The sequence below is a fragment of the Xanthomonas sp. NCPPB 1826 genome, from assembly GCF_056725285.1.
In genome coordinates this window covers 542352-562957 of sequence record NZ_CM161521.1, presented here as the reverse complement: position 1 = coordinate 562957, position 20606 = coordinate 542352, and the positions used below count along the sequence as shown (strand labels likewise).

At 66.9% G+C, this 20606-nt stretch carries 15 protein-coding genes; 8 read left to right on the top strand and 7 right to left on the bottom strand.

All coding sequences use genetic code 11. From position 1 onward, the window contains the following. Positions 1–48: 48 nt before the first annotated feature. Positions 49–537, top strand: a complete 489-nt coding sequence (locus AC1PLA_RS02405; protein WP_349779794.1) for a MarR family winged helix-turn-helix transcriptional regulator — start codon at positions 49–51, stop codon at positions 535–537. Positions 538–587: 50 nt separating this feature from the next. On the opposite strand, the gene AC1PLA_RS02400 is transcribed toward AC1PLA_RS02405, so the two are convergent. The 3 genes from AC1PLA_RS02400 to AC1PLA_RS02390 form a co-directional block, all read right to left on the bottom strand. Then, the gene (locus tag AC1PLA_RS02400) at positions 588–1178 is read right to left on the bottom strand and encodes a thioredoxin family protein (protein WP_481105502.1); all 591 of its coding nucleotides are present in this window, start codon (positions 1176–1178) and stop codon (positions 588–590) included. Positions 1179–1189: 11 nt separating this feature from the next. Further along, a complete protein-coding gene (locus AC1PLA_RS02395; protein ID WP_039517133.1) occupies positions 1190–2707 on the bottom strand; it encodes a peptide MFS transporter in 1518 nt (505 codons plus the stop codon). Positions 2708–2862: 155 nt separating this feature from the next. Then, complete coding sequence (locus AC1PLA_RS02390) at positions 2863–3765, bottom strand: tryptophan 2,3-dioxygenase (RefSeq protein WP_481105501.1); 903 nt, start codon at positions 3763–3765, stop codon at positions 2863–2865. Between the two features lie 428 nt (positions 3766–4193). On the opposite strand from AC1PLA_RS02390, the gene AC1PLA_RS02385 reads away from it, so the two are divergent. The 6 genes from AC1PLA_RS02385 to AC1PLA_RS02360 all read left to right on the top strand — a co-directional run bounded on the left by AC1PLA_RS02385 (position 4194) and on the right by AC1PLA_RS02360 (position 14066). Then, positions 4194–7775: a lamin tail domain-containing protein gene (locus tag AC1PLA_RS02385; RefSeq protein WP_481105500.1), complete on the top strand. Its 3582-nt coding sequence runs from the start codon at positions 4194–4196 to the stop codon at positions 7773–7775. Between the two features lie 177 nt (positions 7776–7952). Continuing rightward, on the top strand, positions 7953–9041 hold the full coding sequence (pdhA, locus tag AC1PLA_RS02380; RefSeq protein WP_016901647.1) for a pyruvate dehydrogenase (acetyl-transferring) E1 component subunit alpha: 1089 nt from the start codon (positions 7953–7955) through the stop codon (positions 9039–9041). Then, a complete protein-coding gene (locus tag AC1PLA_RS02375; protein ID WP_039515775.1) occupies positions 9034–10107 on the top strand; it encodes an alpha-ketoacid dehydrogenase subunit beta in 1074 nt (357 codons plus the stop codon). Before pdhA ends, AC1PLA_RS02375 begins: the two co-directional genes overlap by 8 nt. 1 nt (position 10108) lies before the next feature. Then, on the top strand, positions 10109–10492 hold the full coding sequence (locus AC1PLA_RS02370; RefSeq protein WP_016901649.1) for an SH3 domain-containing protein: 384 nt from the start codon (positions 10109–10111) through the stop codon (positions 10490–10492). Further along, on the top strand, positions 10489–11937 hold the full coding sequence (locus tag AC1PLA_RS02365) for a dihydrolipoamide acetyltransferase family protein (protein ID WP_481105499.1): 1449 nt from the start codon (positions 10489–10491) through the stop codon (positions 11935–11937). Before AC1PLA_RS02370 ends, AC1PLA_RS02365 begins: the two co-directional genes overlap by 4 nt. Positions 11938–12773: 836 nt before the next feature. Further along, positions 12774–14066, top strand: a complete 1293-nt coding sequence (locus AC1PLA_RS02360; protein ID WP_167704905.1) for a DEAD/DEAH box helicase — start codon at positions 12774–12776, stop codon at positions 14064–14066. A gap of 59 nt (positions 14067–14125) precedes the next feature. Here the strand turns inward: AC1PLA_RS02360 and AC1PLA_RS02355 are convergent, their stop codons facing one another. Both AC1PLA_RS02355 and AC1PLA_RS02350 read right to left on the bottom strand, forming a co-directional pair. Then, positions 14126–14458, bottom strand: a complete 333-nt coding sequence (locus AC1PLA_RS02355) for a DUF6172 family protein (protein ID WP_024938227.1) — start codon at positions 14456–14458, stop codon at positions 14126–14128. 363 nt (positions 14459–14821) lie between these two features. Then, positions 14822–15169 (bottom strand): winged helix-turn-helix transcriptional regulator, encoded by a 348-nt coding sequence (locus AC1PLA_RS02350; protein WP_241235801.1) that lies wholly within the window; start codon positions 15167–15169, stop codon positions 14822–14824. Positions 15170–15264: 95 nt separating this feature from the next. Here AC1PLA_RS02350 and AC1PLA_RS02345 point away from each other — a divergent pair, with 95 nt between their 5' ends. After that, a complete protein-coding gene (locus tag AC1PLA_RS02345; protein ID WP_481105498.1) occupies positions 15265–16113 on the top strand; it encodes an SDR family oxidoreductase in 849 nt (282 codons plus the stop codon). A gap of 195 nt (positions 16114–16308) precedes the next feature. Here the strand turns inward: AC1PLA_RS02345 and AC1PLA_RS02340 are convergent, their stop codons facing one another. Next, positions 16309–19398, bottom strand: coding sequence for an efflux RND transporter permease subunit (locus AC1PLA_RS02340; protein WP_481105497.1), 3090 nt, complete (start codon positions 19396–19398; stop codon positions 16309–16311). Continuing rightward, the gene (locus tag AC1PLA_RS02335) at positions 19395–20540 is read right to left on the bottom strand and encodes an efflux RND transporter periplasmic adaptor subunit (RefSeq protein ID WP_481105496.1); all 1146 of its coding nucleotides are present in this window, start codon (positions 20538–20540) and stop codon (positions 19395–19397) included. Before AC1PLA_RS02335 ends, AC1PLA_RS02340 begins: the two co-directional genes overlap by 4 nt. Between the last annotated feature and the right edge of the window lie 66 nt (positions 20541–20606).

Genomic DNA, 20606 nt, shown 5'->3' with positions numbered 1-20606 from the left:
CCACCGTTTGTAGTTGCAAATGAAACCAAAATCAAGACACAGTGCAACATGAGCGATCTCGACGCCCCCGCCCCGCCGCCGCATCCTGTGCTGCTCAACCTCGAGCAGTTCCTGCCGTATCGCCTGAGCGTGCTGTCCAACCGCATCAGCAGCAATATCGCCAAGGTCTACGGCGATCGTTACGGCATGGCCATTCCCGAGTGGCGGGTGATCACCATCCTGGCGCTGTATCCGGGTTCCTCGGCCAGCGAGGTCTCCGACCGCACCGCGATGGATAAAGTTGCAGTCAGCCGCGCCGTGGCGCGCCTGCTGGAGCGCGGCTTCATCCGCCGCGAAACCCATGGCGACGACCGCCGCCGCTCGATGCTGGCACTGTCGCCGGCCGGCCGCCAGGTCTACGAGACCGTTGCCCCGCTGGTCAACGAGATGGAACAGCGGCTGATGTCGGTGTTCAGTGCCGAGGAGCAGCAGATCCTGGAAAAGCTGATCGACCGGCTTGCCAAGGACGGGCTGCCGCGCATGGCCGGCAAGGACTGATAAAAAACCCCCGCAGTGCGGGGGTTTTTGCATGCCACGGCAACGACGGATCAGGCCTGCGGCGGCGCCCACTGCTTGAGGAAGTCGAACAGCTTCCGGCGGTCGAAGCCTTCGCCCTTGCGCAGGTCCGGGCCGGTCTGGGTGGTCAGCAGCTTGCCGTCGTTGTCCAGCACCAGCAGCGACGGATAGTCGTTGAGCTGGGCGAACTGCGACAGGAACGCGGCATTCTCGTTGGCCGTATCGCGATTGACCTTGACCACCACGAAGTGCGCATCGCGGAAGCTGCGCAGCTCCGCATCGCCGCCCATCAGCTCGTCCAGCGCCTTACACGGCTCGCAGGCCGCATTGCCGACATTGAGCACGATGCGCTTGCCGCCGCGCTTGGCCTCGACCTTGGCGGTCTCCAGATCAGCGGCCGGATCACGCGAAGGGTCGTACTGCGCATTGAGTGCCGCCGCCGCGGCGATGTCCGCCGCAGTCGGCGTATTGCCCGAGGACACCGGCTGGCTGGGATCGGCGCTGGGCGGCTTCTGCATCGAGGTATCCAGCGGCCGTGGCGCCTCCTGTTGCTCGGTGGGCTGCCCGCAGGCGCTCAACAGACCTGCCAGCAGCAGGCCACAGACAGTGGGTTTGATCGGCATTGCTGTTCTCCTTACTTCACACCATGCATCAGTTTGTTGATCAACGGCGCGATCAGGAACAACACCGCGCCAGCGCCCAATAGCGCCCAAAATCCGAAGGTATACCCGCTCAGGGCCGAGGACACGCTCATCCCTTCGCTTCCGCTGACATGCCCGGCAAAAATGCCCGACAGGTTGTTGCCGATGCCGGTGGACAAAAACCAGCCGCCCATTCCGAAACCGACCAGGCGCACCGGCGCCAGCTTGGTCACCATCGACAGGCCGATCGGCGACAGGCACAGCTCGCCCACCGACTGGATCACGTACACCATGAACAAGGTCCAGAACGGTACCTTGCCAGCATCGTTGACCAGGCTCGACAGTGCAAACATCAGCAGCAGGAACGCCAGGCCGTTGAACAGCAGGCCCAGGCCGAACTTGCGCGGAATCGACGGGTTGAAGCGGCCGGCCTTGACCCAGATCCAGGCGATGATCGGCGCCAGCGTGATGATGGCAATCGAGTTCACCGACTGGAACCAGGCGGTGGGGAAGGTCCAGTCGCCGAAACCGCGGTCGACGATGTTGTCGGCCAGGAAGGTGAACGAGCTGCCGGCCTGTTCGAAGAACATCCAGAACAGCACGTTGAAGGCGAAGATGATCAGCATTGCGATCACCTTGTCGCGCTGCACCTTGCCTTCGCGGATGCCTTCGACCAGCAGCATCACCGACAGGCCGACGAACAGCACCGTCAGCACGATCTGCAGCACGTCCGCACCGACGGCGAGCAGGAAGTACACCACCGGGATCGCCAGCACGCAGCCGACCAGCACCATCAGCACGCGGCCGATGCCCTGCGCGTTCGGCGCCGGTGCACCGATGCCCTTGAGCTGCGCGCGGCCGATCCAGAACCACACCAGGCTGATCAGCATGCCCGCGCCGGAGGCCATGAACACCATCTTGTAGGACGGCATTGCCTGGGTGCCGAACACCTTTTCGGCCAGCAACTGGGTCAGCACCGGCGAGATCATCGCGCCGAGGTTGATGCCCATGTAGAAGATGGTGAAGCCGCTGTCGCGGCGCGGATCGGCCACTGAATACAGCTTGCCGACCATGGTGGAGATGTTCGGTTTGAACAGCCCGTTGCCTACCACCACGGTGGCCAGGCCGATCTCGAACATGGTGTGGTCGGGAATGGCGATCAGGAACAGGCCGGTGGCCATCACGGCCGCACCGACCAGGATCGAACGTTGGTAGCCGAGCACGCGGTCGGCCACGTAGCCGCCGAAGATCGCTGCCGCATACACCAGCGCCAGATAGGCGCCATAGGTGCGTCCGGCCGGCGCCTGGCCGGTGGCATCGCCGTTGAAGAACTGCGCCACGATGTACAGCACCAGCGCCCAACGAATGCCGTAGAACGCGAAGCGTTCCCAGAATTCGGTCATGAACAGCATCCACAGTGGCCGGGGATGACCGAGCAGCGTCGGGAACTCGGGCGGTGCCGGCGGCGGCGGAGTGGCGGCGGAAGTCGGCGCGGTAGCGTCAACGCTCATGGAATGTCCCTTGCGTATTCAGTAATGGCTGGGTGCCCGGAGCGTACCCCGGGAGACGCGCGAGGATCACTTAGACGTCATGTACGCGTCAAATTCGCAGGACTCATCGGCCTGATGGCGGCCGGTCTGCGGGGATGACGCCCGTAGCGACCCGCTCAGCCCTCCTCAGACTCACCGCGCGCCCCACCCACCGGCTCACGACCTTCCACGCCCACCGAGGTGCGCACGTCGAACAGCTCCGGGAAGAACGTCAGCGCCAGCGCCTGCTGCAGAAAGCCCACGCCGCTGGACCCGCCGGTGCCGCGCTTGAAGCCGATCACCCGCATCACCGTGCGCATATGGCGGAAGCGCCAGAGCTGGAACTGGGTTTCCACATCGACCAGGTCCTCGCACAGCGAGTACTCGCGCCAGTAGCGGTCGGTGTTTTCGTAGATGCGCTCGAACACCGGGCGCAGGCTGTCGTCGGCCACATGCGCGCAGGTCCAGTCGCGCGCCTGGTATTGCGGCGGAATCGCATGCCCGAAGCGCGCCAGATAGCGCAGGAACTCCTCGTACAGGCTGGGCGCTTCCAGCACCTCGCGCAGCCGCGCCTGCCCCTGCGGGTCGTACGCGAACACCTGCAGCATCTGCGGGTTCTTGTTGCCGAGCAGGAACTCGATATAGCGGTATTGCAGCGACTGGAAGCCGGACGAGGGGCCCAGCACATCGCGGAATCCCATGTACTCGCTCGGCGTCAGCGTTTCCAACACCGACCACTGTTCGGTGAGCTGGCGCAGCACCTGCTTGCTGCGCGCCAGCACCTTGCGGCACTGCCAGACCTGGTCGTTCTGCAGGTGCACCATCGCCGCGCGCAGCTCGTGCGCCAGCAGCTTCAGCCACAGCTCGGAGGTCTGGTGCTGGATGATGAACAGCATCTCGTCGTGGTGCGCAGGCTCGGACAGGGGCTGCTGCGCCGACAGCAACTGGTCCAGCCGCAGATAGCCGCCGTAGGTCAGCCGCCCCTCCAGATCGGTGTGGATGCCGGGTTCCAGGTCACGCAGGTTCTTGTCGACGGGCATGGCAGTGCAGGTGGATCGGGCCGGTCAGGGTAGCTCAGTGGCGGGGATTGGGGATTGGGGATTGGGGATTGGGGAATCGGGATTCGGGATTCGGGATTCGGGAGGCAGTCGTTGCAGCGCGCGGCCTTGATGCATGTCGCTGCGTTGCGCTGCGTCGCATTGCCGTAGCAGCGTCCGGTTTGCCTGGGTGGTTTGCCTAGGTGGCCTGCTTACTTGGCAGCCTGGCAATGCCGTGGCGTACGCGACCGGTACTTCACACCTGAAAATCCTGTCGCTTTCGACCGCGCGGTCGCAGCCGCTGCGCCGGTGTCACCGTATCGTCAACCAAGGTCTGCAAATTCATGCAGAATCGAACGGCGCTGCCGGCCAGGGACGTGGCCGGACCAGGGGAGCGCTTCACGTCTCATGGATCAGGGGACTCTCATCTCATGCATGTGTTGCAGCGTCGTGCAGCCTTACTTCTCTGTGCGCTGGCGGTTGCCGGCCACGCCAATGCCCAGGTCGTCATCAGCCAGGTCTACGGCGGTGGCGGCAACAGCGGTGCCACCTTCCGCAGCGACTTCGTCGAGCTGCACAACATCGGCAGCACCACGGTCAGCCTGGACGGCTGGTCGGTGCAATATGCCTCGGCCGCCGGCAGCAGCTGGCAGGTCACGCCATTGGCAGGCAGCGTTCCGGCCGGCGGCTATTACCTGGTCAAGCAGGCCGATGGCAGCGGCGGCAGCGTCGCGCTGCCCACGCCCGATGCCACCGGCACCATCGCCATGGGCGGCAGCGCCGGCAAGGTGGCGCTGAGCAACAGCGCCTCCGCGTTGAGCGGCGCCTGCCCCACCGGCAATGCCGATCTGGTCGGCTATGGCAGCACCGCCAGCTGCGCCGAAGGCAATGCGCCCACGCCGGCGCCCAGCAATACGCTGGCAGTGCTGCGCGGCGGTGATGGCTGCACCGACACCGACAACAACGCGGCCGATTTCGCCACCGGCGCGCCGGCCCCGCGCAACGCCGCCAGCCCCGCACGGCTGTGCAGCGGCGGCGGCCAGCCGATCGCCACGCTGGCCGACGTTAGCCAGGCCGAAGGCAACAGCGGCAGCCGCAGTTTCGTGTTCACACTGAGTCTGAGCCAGCCGGCCGGCGCAGGCGGGGTGAGCTTCACCGCCGCCACCGCCGATGGCACGGCCACGGCCGGCAGCGACTATGTCGCCCTGCCCGCCTCCAGCGTCCACATCGCCGCCGGCGAGCGCAGCGCCAGCATCACCGTGGAGGTGCTGGGCGACACCACGCCCGAACCCGACGAGACCTTCGCGCTGCAGATCAGCGGCCTCACCGGCGCGTTGCCGGCCACGCTGAGCGCCACCGGCACCATCCTTAACGACGACTTCAGCCTGCTGCCGATCCACGCCATCCAGGGCAAGGGCGCACGCTCGCCGCTGGAAGGCCAGGTGGTCGCCACCTCGGGCATCGTCACTGCCCGTCGCAGCGCCGGCTTCTTCCTGCAGGCAGCGGATGCCGAAACCGATGGCGATCCGGCCACCTCCGAAGGCGTCTACGTCTACACCGGCAGCGCACCGCCGGATGCCGCTGCCATCGGCAACCGGGTGCGCGTGCAGGGCACGGTGCTCGAGTACGTGCCCACCGCCGACCCGACCCAGCCGCCGCTGACCGAGATCGGCGGCAGCCTGACCGTGCTGTCCGATTCCACCGGCAACCCGTTGCCGATGCCGGTGGCGTTGAGCGCGAACTTCCCCAACCCGAACGGCGCCTTTGATCAGCTCGAAGCGCTGGAAGGCATGCGCGTCACTGCCGCCAGCCTCACCGTCAATGCGCCCACCGGCGGCAGCGTCAACGAGACCAACGCCAGCGCCGCCAGCAATGGCGTGTTCCATGCGGTGGTCACCGGCCTGCCGCGCGCCTTTCGCGAGCCCGGCGTGCAGTTGCCCGACCCGCTGCCGGCCGGCTCGCCTGCCGGCGTGCCGCGCTGGAACACCAACCCGGAAGTGATCGCCGTCGGCAGTGCCGGCGTGGGCGCCGAACGGCTGGATCTGGCCTCCGGCTGCGTCGTGCTGGATGTCACCGGCCCGCTGGATTACAGCTTCCGCCGCTACACGCTGTATCCGGAACGCACCCCGCAGGTGAACTGCAACGGTGCCGACCAACCGCGCCCCGCACCGATGCCGCAGGCCGACGACGTGGCCGTGGCGACCTACAACATGGAGCGCTTCTTCGACGACCAGAACGACCCGGCGATCGGCGAACCGGTGCTCACCCCGGCCGCGTTCCAGGCCCGCCTCAACAAGGCCTCGCTGGCGATCCGCAACTACCTGCACACGCCCGACATCCTGGGCACGGTGGAGGTGGAAAACATCAGCGTGCTGCAGACCCTGGCTGCGCGCATCAACGCCGATGCCATCGCCTCCGGCCAGCCCAACCCGCAGTACGTGGCCTACCTGCAGGAAGGCAATGACGTCGGCGGCATCGACGTCGGTTTCCTGGTCAAGACCGGTGCGGTGTCGGCCGGCATGCCGCGCGTGGAAGTGGTGTCCATCGCCCAGGAGGGCAAGACCACCACCTGGACCGAACCGGGCGGTGGCGTGAGCCTGCTCAACGATCGCCCGCCGCTGGTGCTCAGCGCCAGGGTGCATCAGGCCGATGGCCGCGTGCTGCCGCTGACCGCCATCGTGGTGCATCAGCGCTCGCTCAACGGCGCCGAGACCGACGATGCGGCCGGCACCCGCATCCGCGCCAAACGCCAGGCCCAGGCCGAGTACCTGGCGCGCCTGCTGCAGACGCGTCAGCAGCTCGACCCGGCCGAGCAGGTGCTGGTGATGGGCGACTTCAACGCCTTCGAGTTCAACGACGGCTATGTGGATGCGATGGGCACCGTCACCGGCAGGCCGGCGCCGGATGCGCAGACCGTGGTGAGCGGCGATGGCGCGGACCTGGTCAACCCGGACTACACCGATTTGACCTGGTTCAACACGCCCGATCAGAGCTACTCGTACGCCTTCGACGGCAACGTGCAGTCGCTCGATCACATCCTGGCCAACGAGGCGCTGATGCGCGCACCCGGCATCGCCTCGCTGTCGGTGGGCCACGCACGCATCAATGCCGACTTCCCCGGCACCGCGCGCAACGATGCCAATACGCCCACGCGCTTGTCCGACCACGACCCCACCGTGGTGCTGTTGCGCATGGCGCCCGCGTTGCGTGCCGACCTGGGCGCGATGGTCACTGCGGCACGCGCACAGGTCACCGAAGGCGAGCGCATCGACTTCAGTGTGGATGTGGACAACCGTGGGCCCGACAGCGCGGCGTTTGCCGCGGTGGCACTGGCCTTCGATGCCGCGGTCAGCCCGCGGGTCACCGCGGCACCGGGCTGGAGCTGCCAGGCGCCGGAAACCGCGACGCAGACGGTGGTCACCTGCACCATCGCCTCGCTGGCAGCCGGTAACGCACAGCGCTTTGCCGTGCAGGTCGACGCTGGCGCGGAACTGGCAGGACGCACGCTGACCCTGGCCGCTTCGGTCGCCTCGCAAACGCCCGACCCGCAGCCGGACAACAACACCGACACCGCCGCAGTCAGCGTGCAGCCAGCGCTGCGCAGCGATCTGGCAGTGCGCCTGGAAGGCCCCGCCACGCTGCCCACCACCGCCTTCAACGCCACCTACCGGGTGTTGCTGGACAACCGCGGCAACGCAGCGGCCACCGGTGCCAGCGTGCGGATCGAAGGCAACACGGTATCGGCGCTGTCACTGCTGGTGCCGCCCAGCGGCTGGCGTTGCACCAAGCAACTGCAGTCGTTGCGCAACGCAGTGTTTGTCTGCAGCACCGCCGCCGCAGTGCAGCCGGGCGCGCGGGCCGCGTTTCAGCTGACCGTCGCGGCAAAGCCGATCCCGGCCGAACGCGCGGTGCGGGTGCAGGCCAGCGCCAGCTCGACCTCGCCCGATGCCAACCCGGCCGACGACACGGCGCTGATCGTCACCCCGATCGGTGGAGGCGCCGGCCGCCGCTGATTGCGGTGCAACACGTCGCAGTTCTGTACTGCGACAAAGGGCGCGGCCTGGTCCGCGCCCTTTTTTTTGTGCAAGCCAGCATCATTGTGTGCTGCGGTGCAGGACAGCTTTTTGCTGCGTGGTCCTTAACATCGCAACTCATATCATTTGAAACTTCTTGGTGAAGGTGTCGCCGCAATGAGCGTAGCCGCGCAGTTCGAGATCGAATATCTGCAATACATGGATGCGGACGGCCAGATCGTCCGCGACGACCTGCCGGCCGACGCCGCCAACCCGCAACAGTTGCTCGCGCTGTTCAAGCGCATGCTGTTCGTGCGCACCTTCGACAGCAAGTCGGTCGCGCTGCAGCGCACCGGCAAGCTGGGCACCTATGCGGCCTGCCTCGGCCACGAAGCCACCCACGTGGGCATCGGCGCATCGATGCGCAGCGGCGATGTGTTCGCGCCCAGCTATCGCGAGTACGGCACCATGTTCGAACGCGGCGTGCGCCCGCGCGACGTGCTGCTGTACTGGGGCGGCGACGAACGCGGCAGCGACTATCCGCGCGATGCCGATGCGGCGATCGACTTCCCGATCTGCGTGCCGATCTCCACCCAGTGCCTGCACGCGGCCGGTTCGGCGCTGTCGTTCAAGCTGCAGGGCAAGCCGCAGGTGGCAGTGGCCTGCTGCGGCGATGGCGGCAGCTCCAAGACCGACTTCTACGCCGCGCTCAATTCGGCCGGCGCCTACAAGCTGCCGCTGATCCTGTGCGTGATCAACAACGGCTGGGCGATCTCGGTGCCGCGCTCGGCGCAGACCGGCGCGCAGACGCTGGCGCAGAAGGGCCTGGCCGGCGGCCTGCATTGCCTGCAGGTGGACGGCAACGACCTGATCGCGGTGCTCGAGGCGATGCGCCAGGCGCGTGCGCGTGCACTGGCCGGCGACGGCGGCACGGTGATCGAATTCCTGACTTACCGCCTGTCCGATCACACCACCGCCGACGATGCGCGGCGCTACCGCGGCGAAGAAGAGGTCAAGCAGGGCTGGGCGCGCGAGCCGCTGCTGCGGCTGCGCCGTTATCTCACCGCGCAGGGCCTGTGGGACGAGGCGCAGGAAACCGCCTGGAAGGCCGAATGCGGCGCGCGCGTGGACGAAGAAGTCAACGCCTACCTCAACACGCCGGTACAGCCGGTCGAAGCGATGTTCGATTACCTCTACGGCGACCCGCCGGCCGAGTTGCTGGCCCAGCGCGCCGAAGTGATGGCGCAGGAGGCCCGCCATGGATGAGCTCAACCAGTCACACCTGGCTGCGACACAGCAGCAGGCCAGTGCCCCTTACAACGCCGCAGCCACGCGCGGAGAGATCGCCATGAGTTCGCCCATCACCCTGATCGAAGCCATCACCCAGGCGCTGGCCTGGGAGCTGGAACACGACCCTGCGGTGCTGGTGCTGGGCGAGGATGTCGGCGTCAACGGCGGCGTGTTCCGCGCCACCGCCGGCCTGCAGCAGCGCTTCGGCAGCGAGCGGGTGCTGGACACGCCACTGGATGAAACCACCATCGCCGGCCTGAGCGTCGGCCTGGCCGCGCAGGGCATGAAGCCGGTGGCCGAAGCGCAGTTCGACGGCTTCGTGTACCCCATGGTCGATCACCTGATCTGCCACGCCGCACGCCTGCGCAACCGCACCCGCGGCCGCCTGCATTGCCCGATGGTGCTACGCGTGCCGTGGGGCGGCGGCATCCGCGCGCCGGAACATCACAGCGAAGCCAACGAGGCCATCTTCACCAACGTGCCCGGCCTGCGCGTGGTGTTGCCGTCCTCGCCGCAGCGCGCCTATGGCCTGTTGCTGGCCGCGATCCGCGACCCGGATCCGGTGATCTACATGGAGCCCAAGCGCATCTACCGCCAGTACAAGGAAGTGGTCGCCAACGACGGCGAAGCGCTGCCGCTGGACGTGTGCTTCGTGCTGCGCGACGGCACCGACGTCACCCTGGTCACCTGGGGTGCGCAGGTCAAGGAAGCGCTGGAAGCGGCCGACAAGCTCGCCGGCGAAGGCATCAGCGCCGAGGTCATCGACGTGGCCACGTTGCGCCCGCTGGACTTCGACACCATCGCCGAATCGGTGGCCAAGACCGGCCGCTGCGTGATCGTGCAGGAAGCCCCACGCACCGCCGGCTTCGGTGCGGAGATCGCCGCGCAGCTGGCGGAAAAATCGATGTACGACCTGCTCGCACCGGTCGAACGCGTCACCGGCTACGACACCCATATCCCGCTGTTCCGGCTGGAAATGAAGTACCTGCCGAGCGTGGAGCGCATCGTCACCGCCGCCCGTCGCGCGGTGGCCGCCGGCTGACATGCGCGCCCGTCTGCTCTGCGATTACCGCGCCGCGTACGCCAACCCGATACGCTTCCGTGCCGGCCAGCAGGTGACCATCGGCGTGCGCGATGAGGAATGGCCGGCCTTCGCCTGGGTCAACACCGGCGACGGCCATGCCGGCTGGGCCCCGGTGGCCTGGCTGCGCCCGCTGGGCGACGGCCAGGCCGAAGCACTGCGCGACTACGACGCACGCGAACTCGATGCCCACCAGGGCGAGGACGTGCTGCTGCATTACGAACATGGCGGTTGGTGGTGGTCCGAGCGTGCCGATGGCATGCAGGGCTGGCTGCCGGCCGCCGACCTCGAACTCCTCGACGACACCACGCCGCCGCTACCTGCGGCGCAAGAGAACCTGCCATGAGCGAAGCCAAGAATTTCCACCTGCCCGACCTGGGCGAAGGCCTGCCCGACGCCACCATCGTCGAGTGGTTCGTCAAGGAGGGCGACAGCGTGCGCCTGGACGACCCGCTGGTCTCGATGGAGACCGCCAAGGCGGTGGTCGAGGTGCCCTCGCCGTTTTCCGGCACCGTGACCAAGCTTGCCGGTGCCGCCGGCGACATCATCGTCACCGGTGCGATGCTGGCGCAGTTCGCGCTGGACGCCTCGCAGCCGCAGCGCGCCGATGGTCAGGACACCGGGCACTCGCATGGCCCCGCACCCACGCACACGCCCAGCACCGGCGACAGCGCGGCCGGCCCGACCGCGCGCGTGGTCGCCTCCGACAACGGCGGCGAGATTGCCGACGCCGATTCCAGTGGCGGGAGCGAGCGTGACGACGCCGGTACCGTGGTCGGTGCGATGCAGAGCTCCAACGCGGTGCAGAGCGAACAGGCAATCGCCGTGGGCGGCGTGCGCGCGATGCCGGCCGTGCGCGCGCTGGCGCGCAAGCTGCGCGTGGACCTGGCCCAGATCCGCGCAAGCGGCCCCGATGGCACGGTGACCATGGCCGATGTGAAGCAGGCCGCCGCGGCCGGCAGCGCGCCGCTGTCTGCAGCGCGCGCCAGCGCATCGGTCACGCAGACCAACGGCGACAACGCGCGGGCAGCCGCGCCGCACGCCGCTGCCGGCACGCACTCGGCAACCAGCGCAGCCGGCAACGCGCAACCGCGTGCAGCGCTGTCTGCCAGCGGCAAACCGATGCGTACCCAGTCGCCAGGCGTGGTCGCCAAAGGCCAGCCGGAGCAGCTCAAGGGCGTGCGCCGCAACATGGCGCGCGTGATGGCCGATGCGCACAGCAAGGTGGTGCCGACCACGCTCAACGACGATGCCGACATCCACGCCTGGCAGCCCGGCAACGATGTCACCGTGCGGCTGGTGCGCGGCATCGTGCGGGCGTGCCAGGCAGTGCCGGCGCTCAATGCCTGGTTCGACGGCGAGGCACTTAGCCGCACCCTGCACACCCAGGTGGATATCGGCATTGCGGTGGATACCGAAGAAGGCCTGTTCGTGCCCGCGCTGCGCAATGCCGACATGCTCGACGCGCACGGCATTCGCGAAAGCGTCAACCGGCTGCGTCAGCAGGTGGAAAATCGCAGCATCGCCGCCTCCGAACTCAGCGGCTACACCATCTCGCTGTCCAACTTCGGCATGTTCGCAGGCCGCTACGCCACCCCGGTGGTGGTGCCACCATGCGTGGCCATCGTCGCCGCCGGCCGCGCGCGCTACCAGCTCACCCCGGTGATGGGCGGAGTGGAAACCCACAAGGTGATGCCGCTGTCGCTGACCTTCGACCACCGCGCCGCCACCGGCGGCGAAGCCGCGCGCTTCCTGCGCGCACTGCTGGACGATCTGGCGCTGGCCAACTGAGGCACGGATTGCAGGTAGAGCGGCTGATCCTGGCTGCGGGGCCCTTGCCCGCCCACCATCGCGGGACACGCCGCGAGTACGTCCTTGTAGGCTCTTACGCGGCGTCCATGCCGCGTAAGGTCCCGCGACGGTGGGCGGGCAAGGACCAGTCGAGCTGGTCGGTGTGCACGGTTAAGAGCAGTGCATGATGCGGCGTGTGGATTACTGCGCATCCGATCAGTTGCCAATGCCAGGTTTGGCTGCAGGGCCCTTGCCCGCCCACCCTCGCAGGACACGCCGCAAGGACGTCCATGTAGGCTCTTACGCGGCATCCATGCCGCGTAAGGTCCCGCGACGGTGAGCGGGCAAGGACCAGTCGAGATGGTCGGTGTGCACGGTCAAGAGCGGTGCGCGATGTGCATCGTTGGAGAACGATGGGTGGGTTCAATGGCTCAGTGGTCGATGCATGTCGAGCAAGCAGCTTTCATTCGACCACCGACCAACTTTCTGGTGCGGTGCCCTCGCCGGTTGCGGGACCCTCGGCGGCATGGATGCCGCCGAGGAGCCTCCACGGACGGATTCACGGCGTGTCCCGCAAGCGGTGAGGGCACCGCGCACTCGATGCACCAGGCTTTGACTTAAGCATCTGATCGCCCCTAAGAATCCATGGGTCGAAGTCTTGGTTGCGGTATGCGTTGTGCCACGATGGACTTGGACGATATGGAGAGATGCGCTGCCGAGAGGCGGCGCTGCGCTCTGGTTGCGGCGCCCTGCCCGCCCATCGATGCATTGCCCAGCGGCAACCCCGCATGACGTCCCACCGACCATTGCAGCGCAAATGCCTGGATAATCGGTCCATGTCATTTGCCCATCTCTCGCTGTCGCCACAGCTGCAGCCATTCTTCGATACTGCACTGGCACGCGCCGGTCACCACACACCCACGCCGATCCAGCAGCAGGCCATTGCGCCGATGTTGCAGGGGCGCGATCTGATCGCGATGGCCCAGACCGGCTCGGGCAAGACGCTGGCCTATGCGCTGCCGCTGCTGCAGCAACGCTGCCTGGCGCCCGACACCGCGCCACGCGTGCTCGGTGCGCTGGTGCTGGTGCCCACGCGCGAACTCGCCGCGCAGGTCGAAGACACCCTGCGCCAACTGGCCGCGCATCTGCCGCGGCGGCTCAAGATCGTGGCGGCCACCGGCGGCAGTTCGATCAATCCGCAGCTGCTTGCCCTGCGTGGTGGTGCCGATATCGTGGTCGCCACGCCCGGCCGATTGCTGGATCTGGTCGACCACAACGCGCTGCGCCTGAGCGAGGTCGCCACACTCGTGCTGGATGAAGCCGACCGTCTGCTCGAGCTGGGCTTCGGTGCCGAGCTTGATCGCATTCTGGCCTTGCTGCCGACGCAGCGCCAGAGCGTGCTGTTTTCGGCCACGTTTCCGCCCGGCATCGCCTCGCTGGCCAAGCGTCGCCTGCGCGACCCTCTACGCATCACCGTTGCCGCCACCCCGGAGGCTGCGCCTGCGATCGAACAACGCGCGATCGCCGTCGATTCCGGCCAGCGCACGCAACTGCTGCGCCACCTGCTGCAGGAGCATGGTTGGTCGCATGTGCTGGTGTTCGTCGCCAGCCGGCACACCGCCGAAAAAGTCGCCGAAAAACTCGGCAAGACCGGCATCAATGCGCAGCCACTGCACGGCGAACTGAGTCAGGGCCGCCGCGAGCGTACGTTGCACGCCTTCAAACAGCGCGAGCTGCAGGTGCTGGTGGCCACCGACCTGGCCGGGCGCGGCATCGATATCGATGCGCTGCCGGCCGTGATCAATTACGACCTGCCGCGTTCGACGGTGGATTACACCCATCGTATCGGCCGCACCGCACGCGCCGGCGCCAGCGGCCTTGCGATCAGCTTCGTCACGGCAGAGAGCCAGCCGCAATGGCGTTTGATCGAAAAACGCCAGGGCCTGCGCGTACCGACCAGCGTGCTTGCCGGGTTCGAGCCGAGCCCCGTGACAGCAGCGCCTGCAACACAGATGCCGAAGACCGGCACGCGCGCTGCGGACGACAACGGCGGCATCAAGGGCAGGCGGCCGAGCAAGAAGGACAAGCAACGCGCGGCAGCGGCGACGCAGGCAGGCAAGCCCGACTGAAGGCGGTGGGTGACCCCTGACGCGCTGTCGTCACGCCGAGGCGGACGCCATGCGAAGACTCAGTCCTGCTCGAAATCCAGCTCGCCGCCCGCGGCGCTGTCGCCATCGGCACGCGGAGTCCGCTTGCCGGGCTTGCGCAGGATTTCCACGAAGAACTGCTCGCCACCTTCGCTGGTGAGCGCATTGATCGAGCGGATCAGCTCGGCCGGCGGCAGCGGCGCAGCACTGGCCTCGTCCACCCCGAAGCGCATGTCGAAGTCCCAATAATCCGCCCCTTCCGGCAAGTCCTTGCGACGCTCGCGGCGGATGTACTTGCGGATATCGTGCTTGCTGGATTCCAGCAGACGGTCGCGGTTCTTGCCTTCGAGGTTGAGCTGGTAGGTCTTGCGCATGGCGACATCGGTTGGGAGCTGGCCGCCTATTGTGAGGCCACACGGCCGTTCTGGGTGAATCGCCGGGGATCCGGTGGCCGGCGGCATGGTCGCAAGCGTTTGCCTGCCTCGGCGTGGAGAATGCCACGCGCGCCCTGCGCCAGCATGGATGCACGCCGCCGCTACGGCGCGACGGGCGGCCCATCGATGCAGGCTGGCACAGGCGGGCAGGCCGCCACCGCCTCATGCACGACGACGGCGTGTCGCAACCCTCGGCCTGCTACCTGGCTGCTGCGGTCTTGCTGCCAGGCAGCAAGACCGCAGCGTGTCCGGCGCATCATCGGGACGTTGCCGCAGCGGACACGTGCAGGTGTGCCGCAGTGCTCATCCCTTTAAGGCGGCTGCCGATGCCGCAGCGTGACTGCTCTCGTCCCCTTGCCGTTCGGCCGCAATCACCTCATCGGCGTGATCCTGGCACCAGTGCAGCAGCGCGAGCAGTGGCGCTTCCAGCGTCTCGCCCAGCGCGGTGCGCCGATATTGCACGGCCACCGGCGAGGAGGAGATCACTTCCCTGCTGATCAGGCCGATGCGCTCGAGCCGCCGCAGCGCTTCGGTCAGCGACTTGTGGGTCACGCCGTCCAGTTGCCGCTTGATGTTGTTGAACCGCGTGGGCCCGTTGCACAGCACGGTCATGATCATGATCGACCACTTGTTGGCGATCGGCTCCAGCACCGTCCTGATATCGGCAACCCGCGTGAGGCTGCACGGGGTGGCGGTTTCCTCTGCCATATCTAGTTACCTCAAGGTGCGCAATTGAAACTAAGTATATGATGGATATCATCTCGCTGGCACTGAAGACCGATTGGACGGGAGCACTCCCTGCGTCCAGTCCCGCATCGACAACCAACGAGAGAATGTCCATGTCAACGAATGAGCTCCACGGCAAAGTGGCCCTGATTACCGGCGCCTCCAGCGGTATCGGTAGCGCAACGGCAAAGAAACTCGCAGCGGCAGGAATGAAGGTGGGCATCGCCGCACGTCGCATCAACCGGCTGCAGGCATTGAAGTCAGACATTGAACAGGCGGGCGGCCAGGCCGTGGTGCTGGAAATGGATGTCGCCAACAAGCACTCGGTCACTGCCGGCGTCGCAGCACTGATCGCCGCTTATGGCGCAATCGATGTGCTGGTCAACAACGCCGGCATCATGCCCCTGTCCGGCATCGATGACTTCCATACCGACGAATGGGAACAGATGATCGATGTCAATGTGAAAGGCGTGCTCAACGTGGCCGCAGCGGTGCTGCCGCAGATGATCAAGCAACATTCCGGCCACGTCTTCAATACTTCCTCGATCGCCGGGCGCAAGGTGTTTGGCCAGGGATTTGCGGTGTACTCGGCAAGCAAGTTTGCAGTGACCGCGTTCACCGAAGGCCTGCGGATGGAAGTCGGCAAGAAGCACAACATCCGCGTCACCAGCATTCAACCGGGCATCGTCGCAACCGAGCTTCCGGCACAGACCACCAGCGCGGAATATCAGGCCATGATGGCCGGTTATGCCGGCACGGTTCGCATGCTGGACCCGATGGATATTGCCGACACCATCCTGTTCGCAGCGCAGGCACCGTCCAACGTCAACATCGCCGAAGTCTTCGTGCTTCCGACCGACCAGGTCTGAGTCACCGCTTCACCAGGCAAACTACAAGGCACGGACGCACTGTCGTCTGTGCCTTGCACGGCGCCACTGTTCCCGCACGCCGGCCTGCCGGCCGGCTGTCAGTTCCTCGCAGGCCGCGGCGGCGGCCCACGCTGGTGAACGACCGCGCGACAACCCGCGCGACAACCGCGGCTTGGCCGCCTTGGCCGAGCGGCATCAGGCGTGCTGCGTCGCTGCCCGGGTATTGCCGGAATCGGGCCGGATCTTGAACCAGATCGAATACATCGCCGGCAGGAACACCAGCGTCAGGATCGTGCCGGCCAGGGTGCCGCCGATCAGCGTATAGGCCAACGTGCCCCAGAACACCGAATGCGTGAGCGGGATGAACGCCAGGATCGCCGCCAGCGCGGTCAGGATCACCGGGCGCGCACGCTGCACGGTGGCTTCCACCAGCGCATGGAACGGGTCCAGCCCTTCGGCCTCGTTGTGATGGATCTGCCCGATCAGGATCAGCGTGTTGCGCATCAAAATGCCCGACAACGCGATCAGGCCCACCAGCGCATTGATGCCGAACGGTTGCTGGAACAGGATCAGGGTCGGCACCACGCCGATCAGGCCGAGCGGGCTGGTCAGAAACACCATCACCATCGCCGAGATCGAACGCACCTGCAGGATGATGATTAGCAAGGTGGCCGCCAGCATGATCGGGAACAGCGGCAGCATCGCAGTGGTTGCCTTGCCGGATTCCTCGATCGAACCGGCCTCCTTGATCTGGTAACCGCTGGGCAATGTGTCGATGATCGGCTGCAGCTGCCTGGTGATCGCCGCCGAGACATCCGGCGGCTGCAGCTGCTCGTCGACATCGCCGCCGACGGTGATCGTCGGCACCCGATCGCGGCGGCGCATGATCGGTTCTTCCATCCGCACATCCACCTTGCCCACCTGCGACAACGGCACGCGCTGGCCATTGGCACCGGCCAGGGTGAAGTCGGCAATGCGTGCCGGATCGAAGCGCGTATCGCCGGCCGAACGCGCCATCACCTGCACGCTGCGGATATCCTCGCGCACCAGCGTGACCGGCACGCCGCTGAGCAGGAATTGCAGTTGCTGCGCCACCGCGGTCGAGGTCAGCCCTACCGCCTGCAGGCGGTCCTGGTCCAGGGTGAAATGCAGCGTGGGCGTGCGCGTGCCCCAGTCGGTGTTGACGGTGCGCAGCATCGGGCTGTCCTGCATGACCTGCGTGACCTGCGCGGCAATGCCACGCACCACCTGCGGGTCGGCGCCGCTGACCCGGTAGGCCACCGGAAACTGCGAGTACGGGCCGAAGGTGAGTTGGGTCACGCGTACGCGTGCTTCGGGTGCCAGGCCTTCGGCAACCGCCTTGCGCATGCGCAGCTTCAACGCGTCGCGCTCGTGCTGGTTGTCGGTGCGCACCACGATCTTGGCGAACGACGGATCCGGCAACTCCGGGCCCATCGCCAGGAAGAAGCGCGGCGCGCCCTGGCCGATATACGCGGTGACAATCTTCGCTTCGTCCTGTTTGGCCAGCCAGGCTTCCAGCTTGGCCGTGGCCGCGCTGGTCTGGGTGATCGAGCTGCCGTACGGCAGTTGCACTTCGACCAGCACTTCAGGGCGATCGGAGATCGGGAAGAACTGCTTCTTGACGATGCCCATGCCAAGGATCGCAAGCACGAACAGGCCCACCACCGAGCCGGCCACCAACCACTTGCGCGCGATGACGCGTGCCAGCGCATTGCGGAAGCGGTTGTAGCGCGGCGTGTCGTACATCGCGGCGTGGCCGCCTTCGATCTTCTTCAGATCCGGCAGCATCTTGACGCCCAGATAAGGCGTGAACACCACTGCCACCACCCACGACACAATCAGCGCGATCCCCACGATCCAGAACATGTTGCTGGTGTATTCGCCGGCAGTGGAGGCGGCAAAGCCGTTCGGCATGAAGCCGACCGCGGTCACCAGCGTGCCGGACAGCATCGGCGCGGCGGTATGGCTCCACGCATAGGCCGATGCGGCGACGCGGCTGTAGCCTTCCTCCATCTTCACCACCATCATCTCGATCGCGATGATGGCGTCGTCCACCAGCAATCCCAGCGCCAGGATCAACGAGCCCAACGTGATGCGGTCGAAGTTCTTGCCGGTGGCCAGCATCACCACGAACACCGCCGCCAGCGTCAGCGGCACCGCGGCCGCCACCACGATGCCCACGCGCCAGCCCATGCTGACGAAGCACACCAGCATCACCACCAGCAGTGCGACGAAGAACTTGGTCATGAACTCGCCCACCGACGCGTCGATGTTGACCGCCTGGTCGGTGACCTTGCTCAGGGTCATGCCCAGCGGCAGCTCGGCATTGATTGCGCTCACTTCGCTGTCCAGCGATTTGCCCAGATCCAGCCCGTTCCAGCCATCGCGCATGATGATGCCCAGCAGCAACGCCGGCTCGCCGCCACTGCGGATCATGAAGGTGGACGGATCTTCGTAGCCACGTTTGACCGTGGCGATATCCGACAGTTTCAGGGTGCGGCCCTGCACCACCAGCGGGGTGTCGCGGATCTTCTGCAGGCTGTCGAGCGCGCCGTCCAGGCGAATGAACACCTGCGGCCCGCGCGCCTCCACCGAACCTGCCGCATTCAAGGCGTTCTGTGCATTGAGCGCGGCAAACACCTCCTGCGGACCGACGCCCAGCGTGGCCAGGCGCTCGTGCGAGAACTCGACAAAGATGCGCTCGGGCTGTTCGCCGATGATGTTGACCTTCTTGACGCCCGGCACGTGCAACATGCGCTGGCGCAGGCTTTCCGCATCGCGCGCAAGCAAACGTTGCGGCTCGCCCTTGGCCTTGAGCGCGAACAGTGCAAAGGTGACGTCGGCATATTCGTCGTTGACCATCGGCCCGATCACACCGGCCGGCAGGTTGCCGACTTCGTCGCCCACCTTCTTGCGCGCCTGATAGAACTGCTCCTGCACCTGGCTGGGTGGCGTGCTGTCCAGCAAGGTCAAGGTCGTGAACGCAAGCCCGGGGCGCGTATAGGTTTCGCTGCGGTCGTACCAGCGCAGCTCCTGCAGGCGCTTTTCGAGTTTCTCGGCGACCTGGCCCTGCATTTCCTGCGGCGTGGCGCCCGGCCAGGCGGTCACGATGGTCATGACCTTGACGGTGAAGGCCGGGTCTTCGGCACGCCCAAGCTTGAGGAAGGCGACCAGGCCGGCCAGCGAAATCAGGACGATCAGAAACAGCGTGATCGAGCGCTCGCGCACCGCCAGCGCGGAAAGATTGAACCGGCCTTCGCTCACGGCTGCGCTCCTTCCGCGGCCGCGGCCTTGGCGCCGGTCGTGGCGCCGGCGGCAGGCGCAATCGTGTTGACCACCCGCACCTGCTCGCCGTCGCGCAACAGGTGCGCGCCCAGCGCCACGATGCGCTCACCGCGCGCCAGCTTGCCGGCAACCGTGGCGTGGTCGTCGTCCAGGCCCAGCACCGTCACCGACCGCCAGCGCACCTTGGCCGGATTGCCGGCAATCACCCACACGCCAGGCCCCTTGCCAGCATCGAACAACGCGGCCAGCGGCACCTGCAGCCCGGCCTGCGTGCCGGCGGCCGTGCCATCGGCAATGCGCAGGCTGACGGTGGTGCCCAGCGGCGCATCGCCCAGTGCGCCATCGAGCACGTAACGTGCCTCGAAGGTGCGGGTCAGCCGGTCGGCGCTTTCGGACAGCTGGCGCAAGGTCGCCGGCACGGTGACAGCGGCATTGCCGAACAAGGTGGCCTGCGCCACCGAGCCGACCTGCGGGCGCAAGGTTTCCGGCAACTGGATCACCGCCTCGCGGCGGCCGGCGTGCGCCAGCCGCACCACCGGTTGCCCGGCTGCGACGACCTGGCCCGGTTCGACCAGTGTCTCCATCACCACGCCATCGGCGTCGGCCAGCAGGTCGGTGTAGCGGTTGGCGTTGCGCGCCACTTCGGCCTGCGCCTGGGCGGCGCTCAGCTGCGCCCTGGCGGCGTCGGCGGCGGCCTTGATCTGGTCGTAGGCCGAGGCGGAGATGGCGCCGGTGCCGCGCAGATCGCGGTAGCGCGCTTCATCCTCACCCGCCTGCTGGGCGCGCGCCTGCGCGGCCGCCACCGCATCCTGCTGCGCCCGCGCGGCGAGCTTGAGGTCGACCGGGTCGATCCGCAGCAGCGGCTGGCCACGCTTCACGCGCTGGCCGGCATCGACCAAGCGCCCCTGCACCTTGCCGGCGACCCTGAACCCCAGGTCGCTCTGCACCCGGGCCGCGACCGTGCCGGAGAAGCTGCGCGCCGCTGCACCGGCGTCTTGGACGATGGCCACCCGCACCAGCGGGGCCTCGGTACGCGGGTCGGAAGGGGGCGCCTTGCCGCAGGCGATCAATGCCAGCGGCAGCACACAGAAAGCGGCAGAGGTAACGAGGCGCCGAAGCATGGCAAATCCAGGAGCGAGCTGATGAAGGCTCGCATCCTGATACTTGTGACTAAATCAGTCAATAGT

Bases quoted from the DNA above. Each gene is read 5' to 3' on its own strand.
- AC1PLA_RS02405 (WP_349779794.1), top strand. From the start codon at position 49: ATGAGCGATCTCGACGCCCCCGCCCCGCCGCCGCATCCTGTGCTGCTC.
- AC1PLA_RS02400 (WP_481105502.1), bottom strand. From the start codon at position 1,178: ATGCCGATCAAACCCACTGTCTGTGGCCTGCTGCTGGCAGGTCTGTTG.
- AC1PLA_RS02395 (WP_039517133.1), bottom strand. From the start codon at position 2,707: ATGAGCGTTGACGCTACCGCGCCGACTTCCGCCGCCACTCCGCCGCCG.
- AC1PLA_RS02390 (WP_481105501.1), bottom strand. From the start codon at position 3,765: ATGCCCGTCGACAAGAACCTGCGTGACCTGGAACCCGGCATCCACACC.
- AC1PLA_RS02385 (WP_481105500.1), top strand. From the start codon at position 4,194: ATGCATGTGTTGCAGCGTCGTGCAGCCTTACTTCTCTGTGCGCTGGCG.
- pdhA (WP_016901647.1), top strand. From the start codon at position 7,953: ATGAGCGTAGCCGCGCAGTTCGAGATCGAATATCTGCAATACATGGAT.
- AC1PLA_RS02375 (WP_039515775.1), top strand. From the start codon at position 9,034: ATGGATGAGCTCAACCAGTCACACCTGGCTGCGACACAGCAGCAGGCC.
- AC1PLA_RS02370 (WP_016901649.1), top strand. From the start codon at position 10,109: ATGCGCGCCCGTCTGCTCTGCGATTACCGCGCCGCGTACGCCAACCCG.
- AC1PLA_RS02365 (WP_481105499.1), top strand. From the start codon at position 10,489: ATGAGCGAAGCCAAGAATTTCCACCTGCCCGACCTGGGCGAAGGCCTG.
- AC1PLA_RS02360 (WP_167704905.1), top strand. From the start codon at position 12,774: ATGTCATTTGCCCATCTCTCGCTGTCGCCACAGCTGCAGCCATTCTTC.
- AC1PLA_RS02355 (WP_024938227.1), bottom strand. From the start codon at position 14,458: ATGCGCAAGACCTACCAGCTCAACCTCGAAGGCAAGAACCGCGACCGT.
- AC1PLA_RS02345 (WP_481105498.1), top strand. From the start codon at position 15,265: ATGATGGATATCATCTCGCTGGCACTGAAGACCGATTGGACGGGAGCA.
- AC1PLA_RS02335 (WP_481105496.1), bottom strand. From the start codon at position 20,540: ATGCTTCGGCGCCTCGTTACCTCTGCCGCTTTCTGTGTGCTGCCGCTG.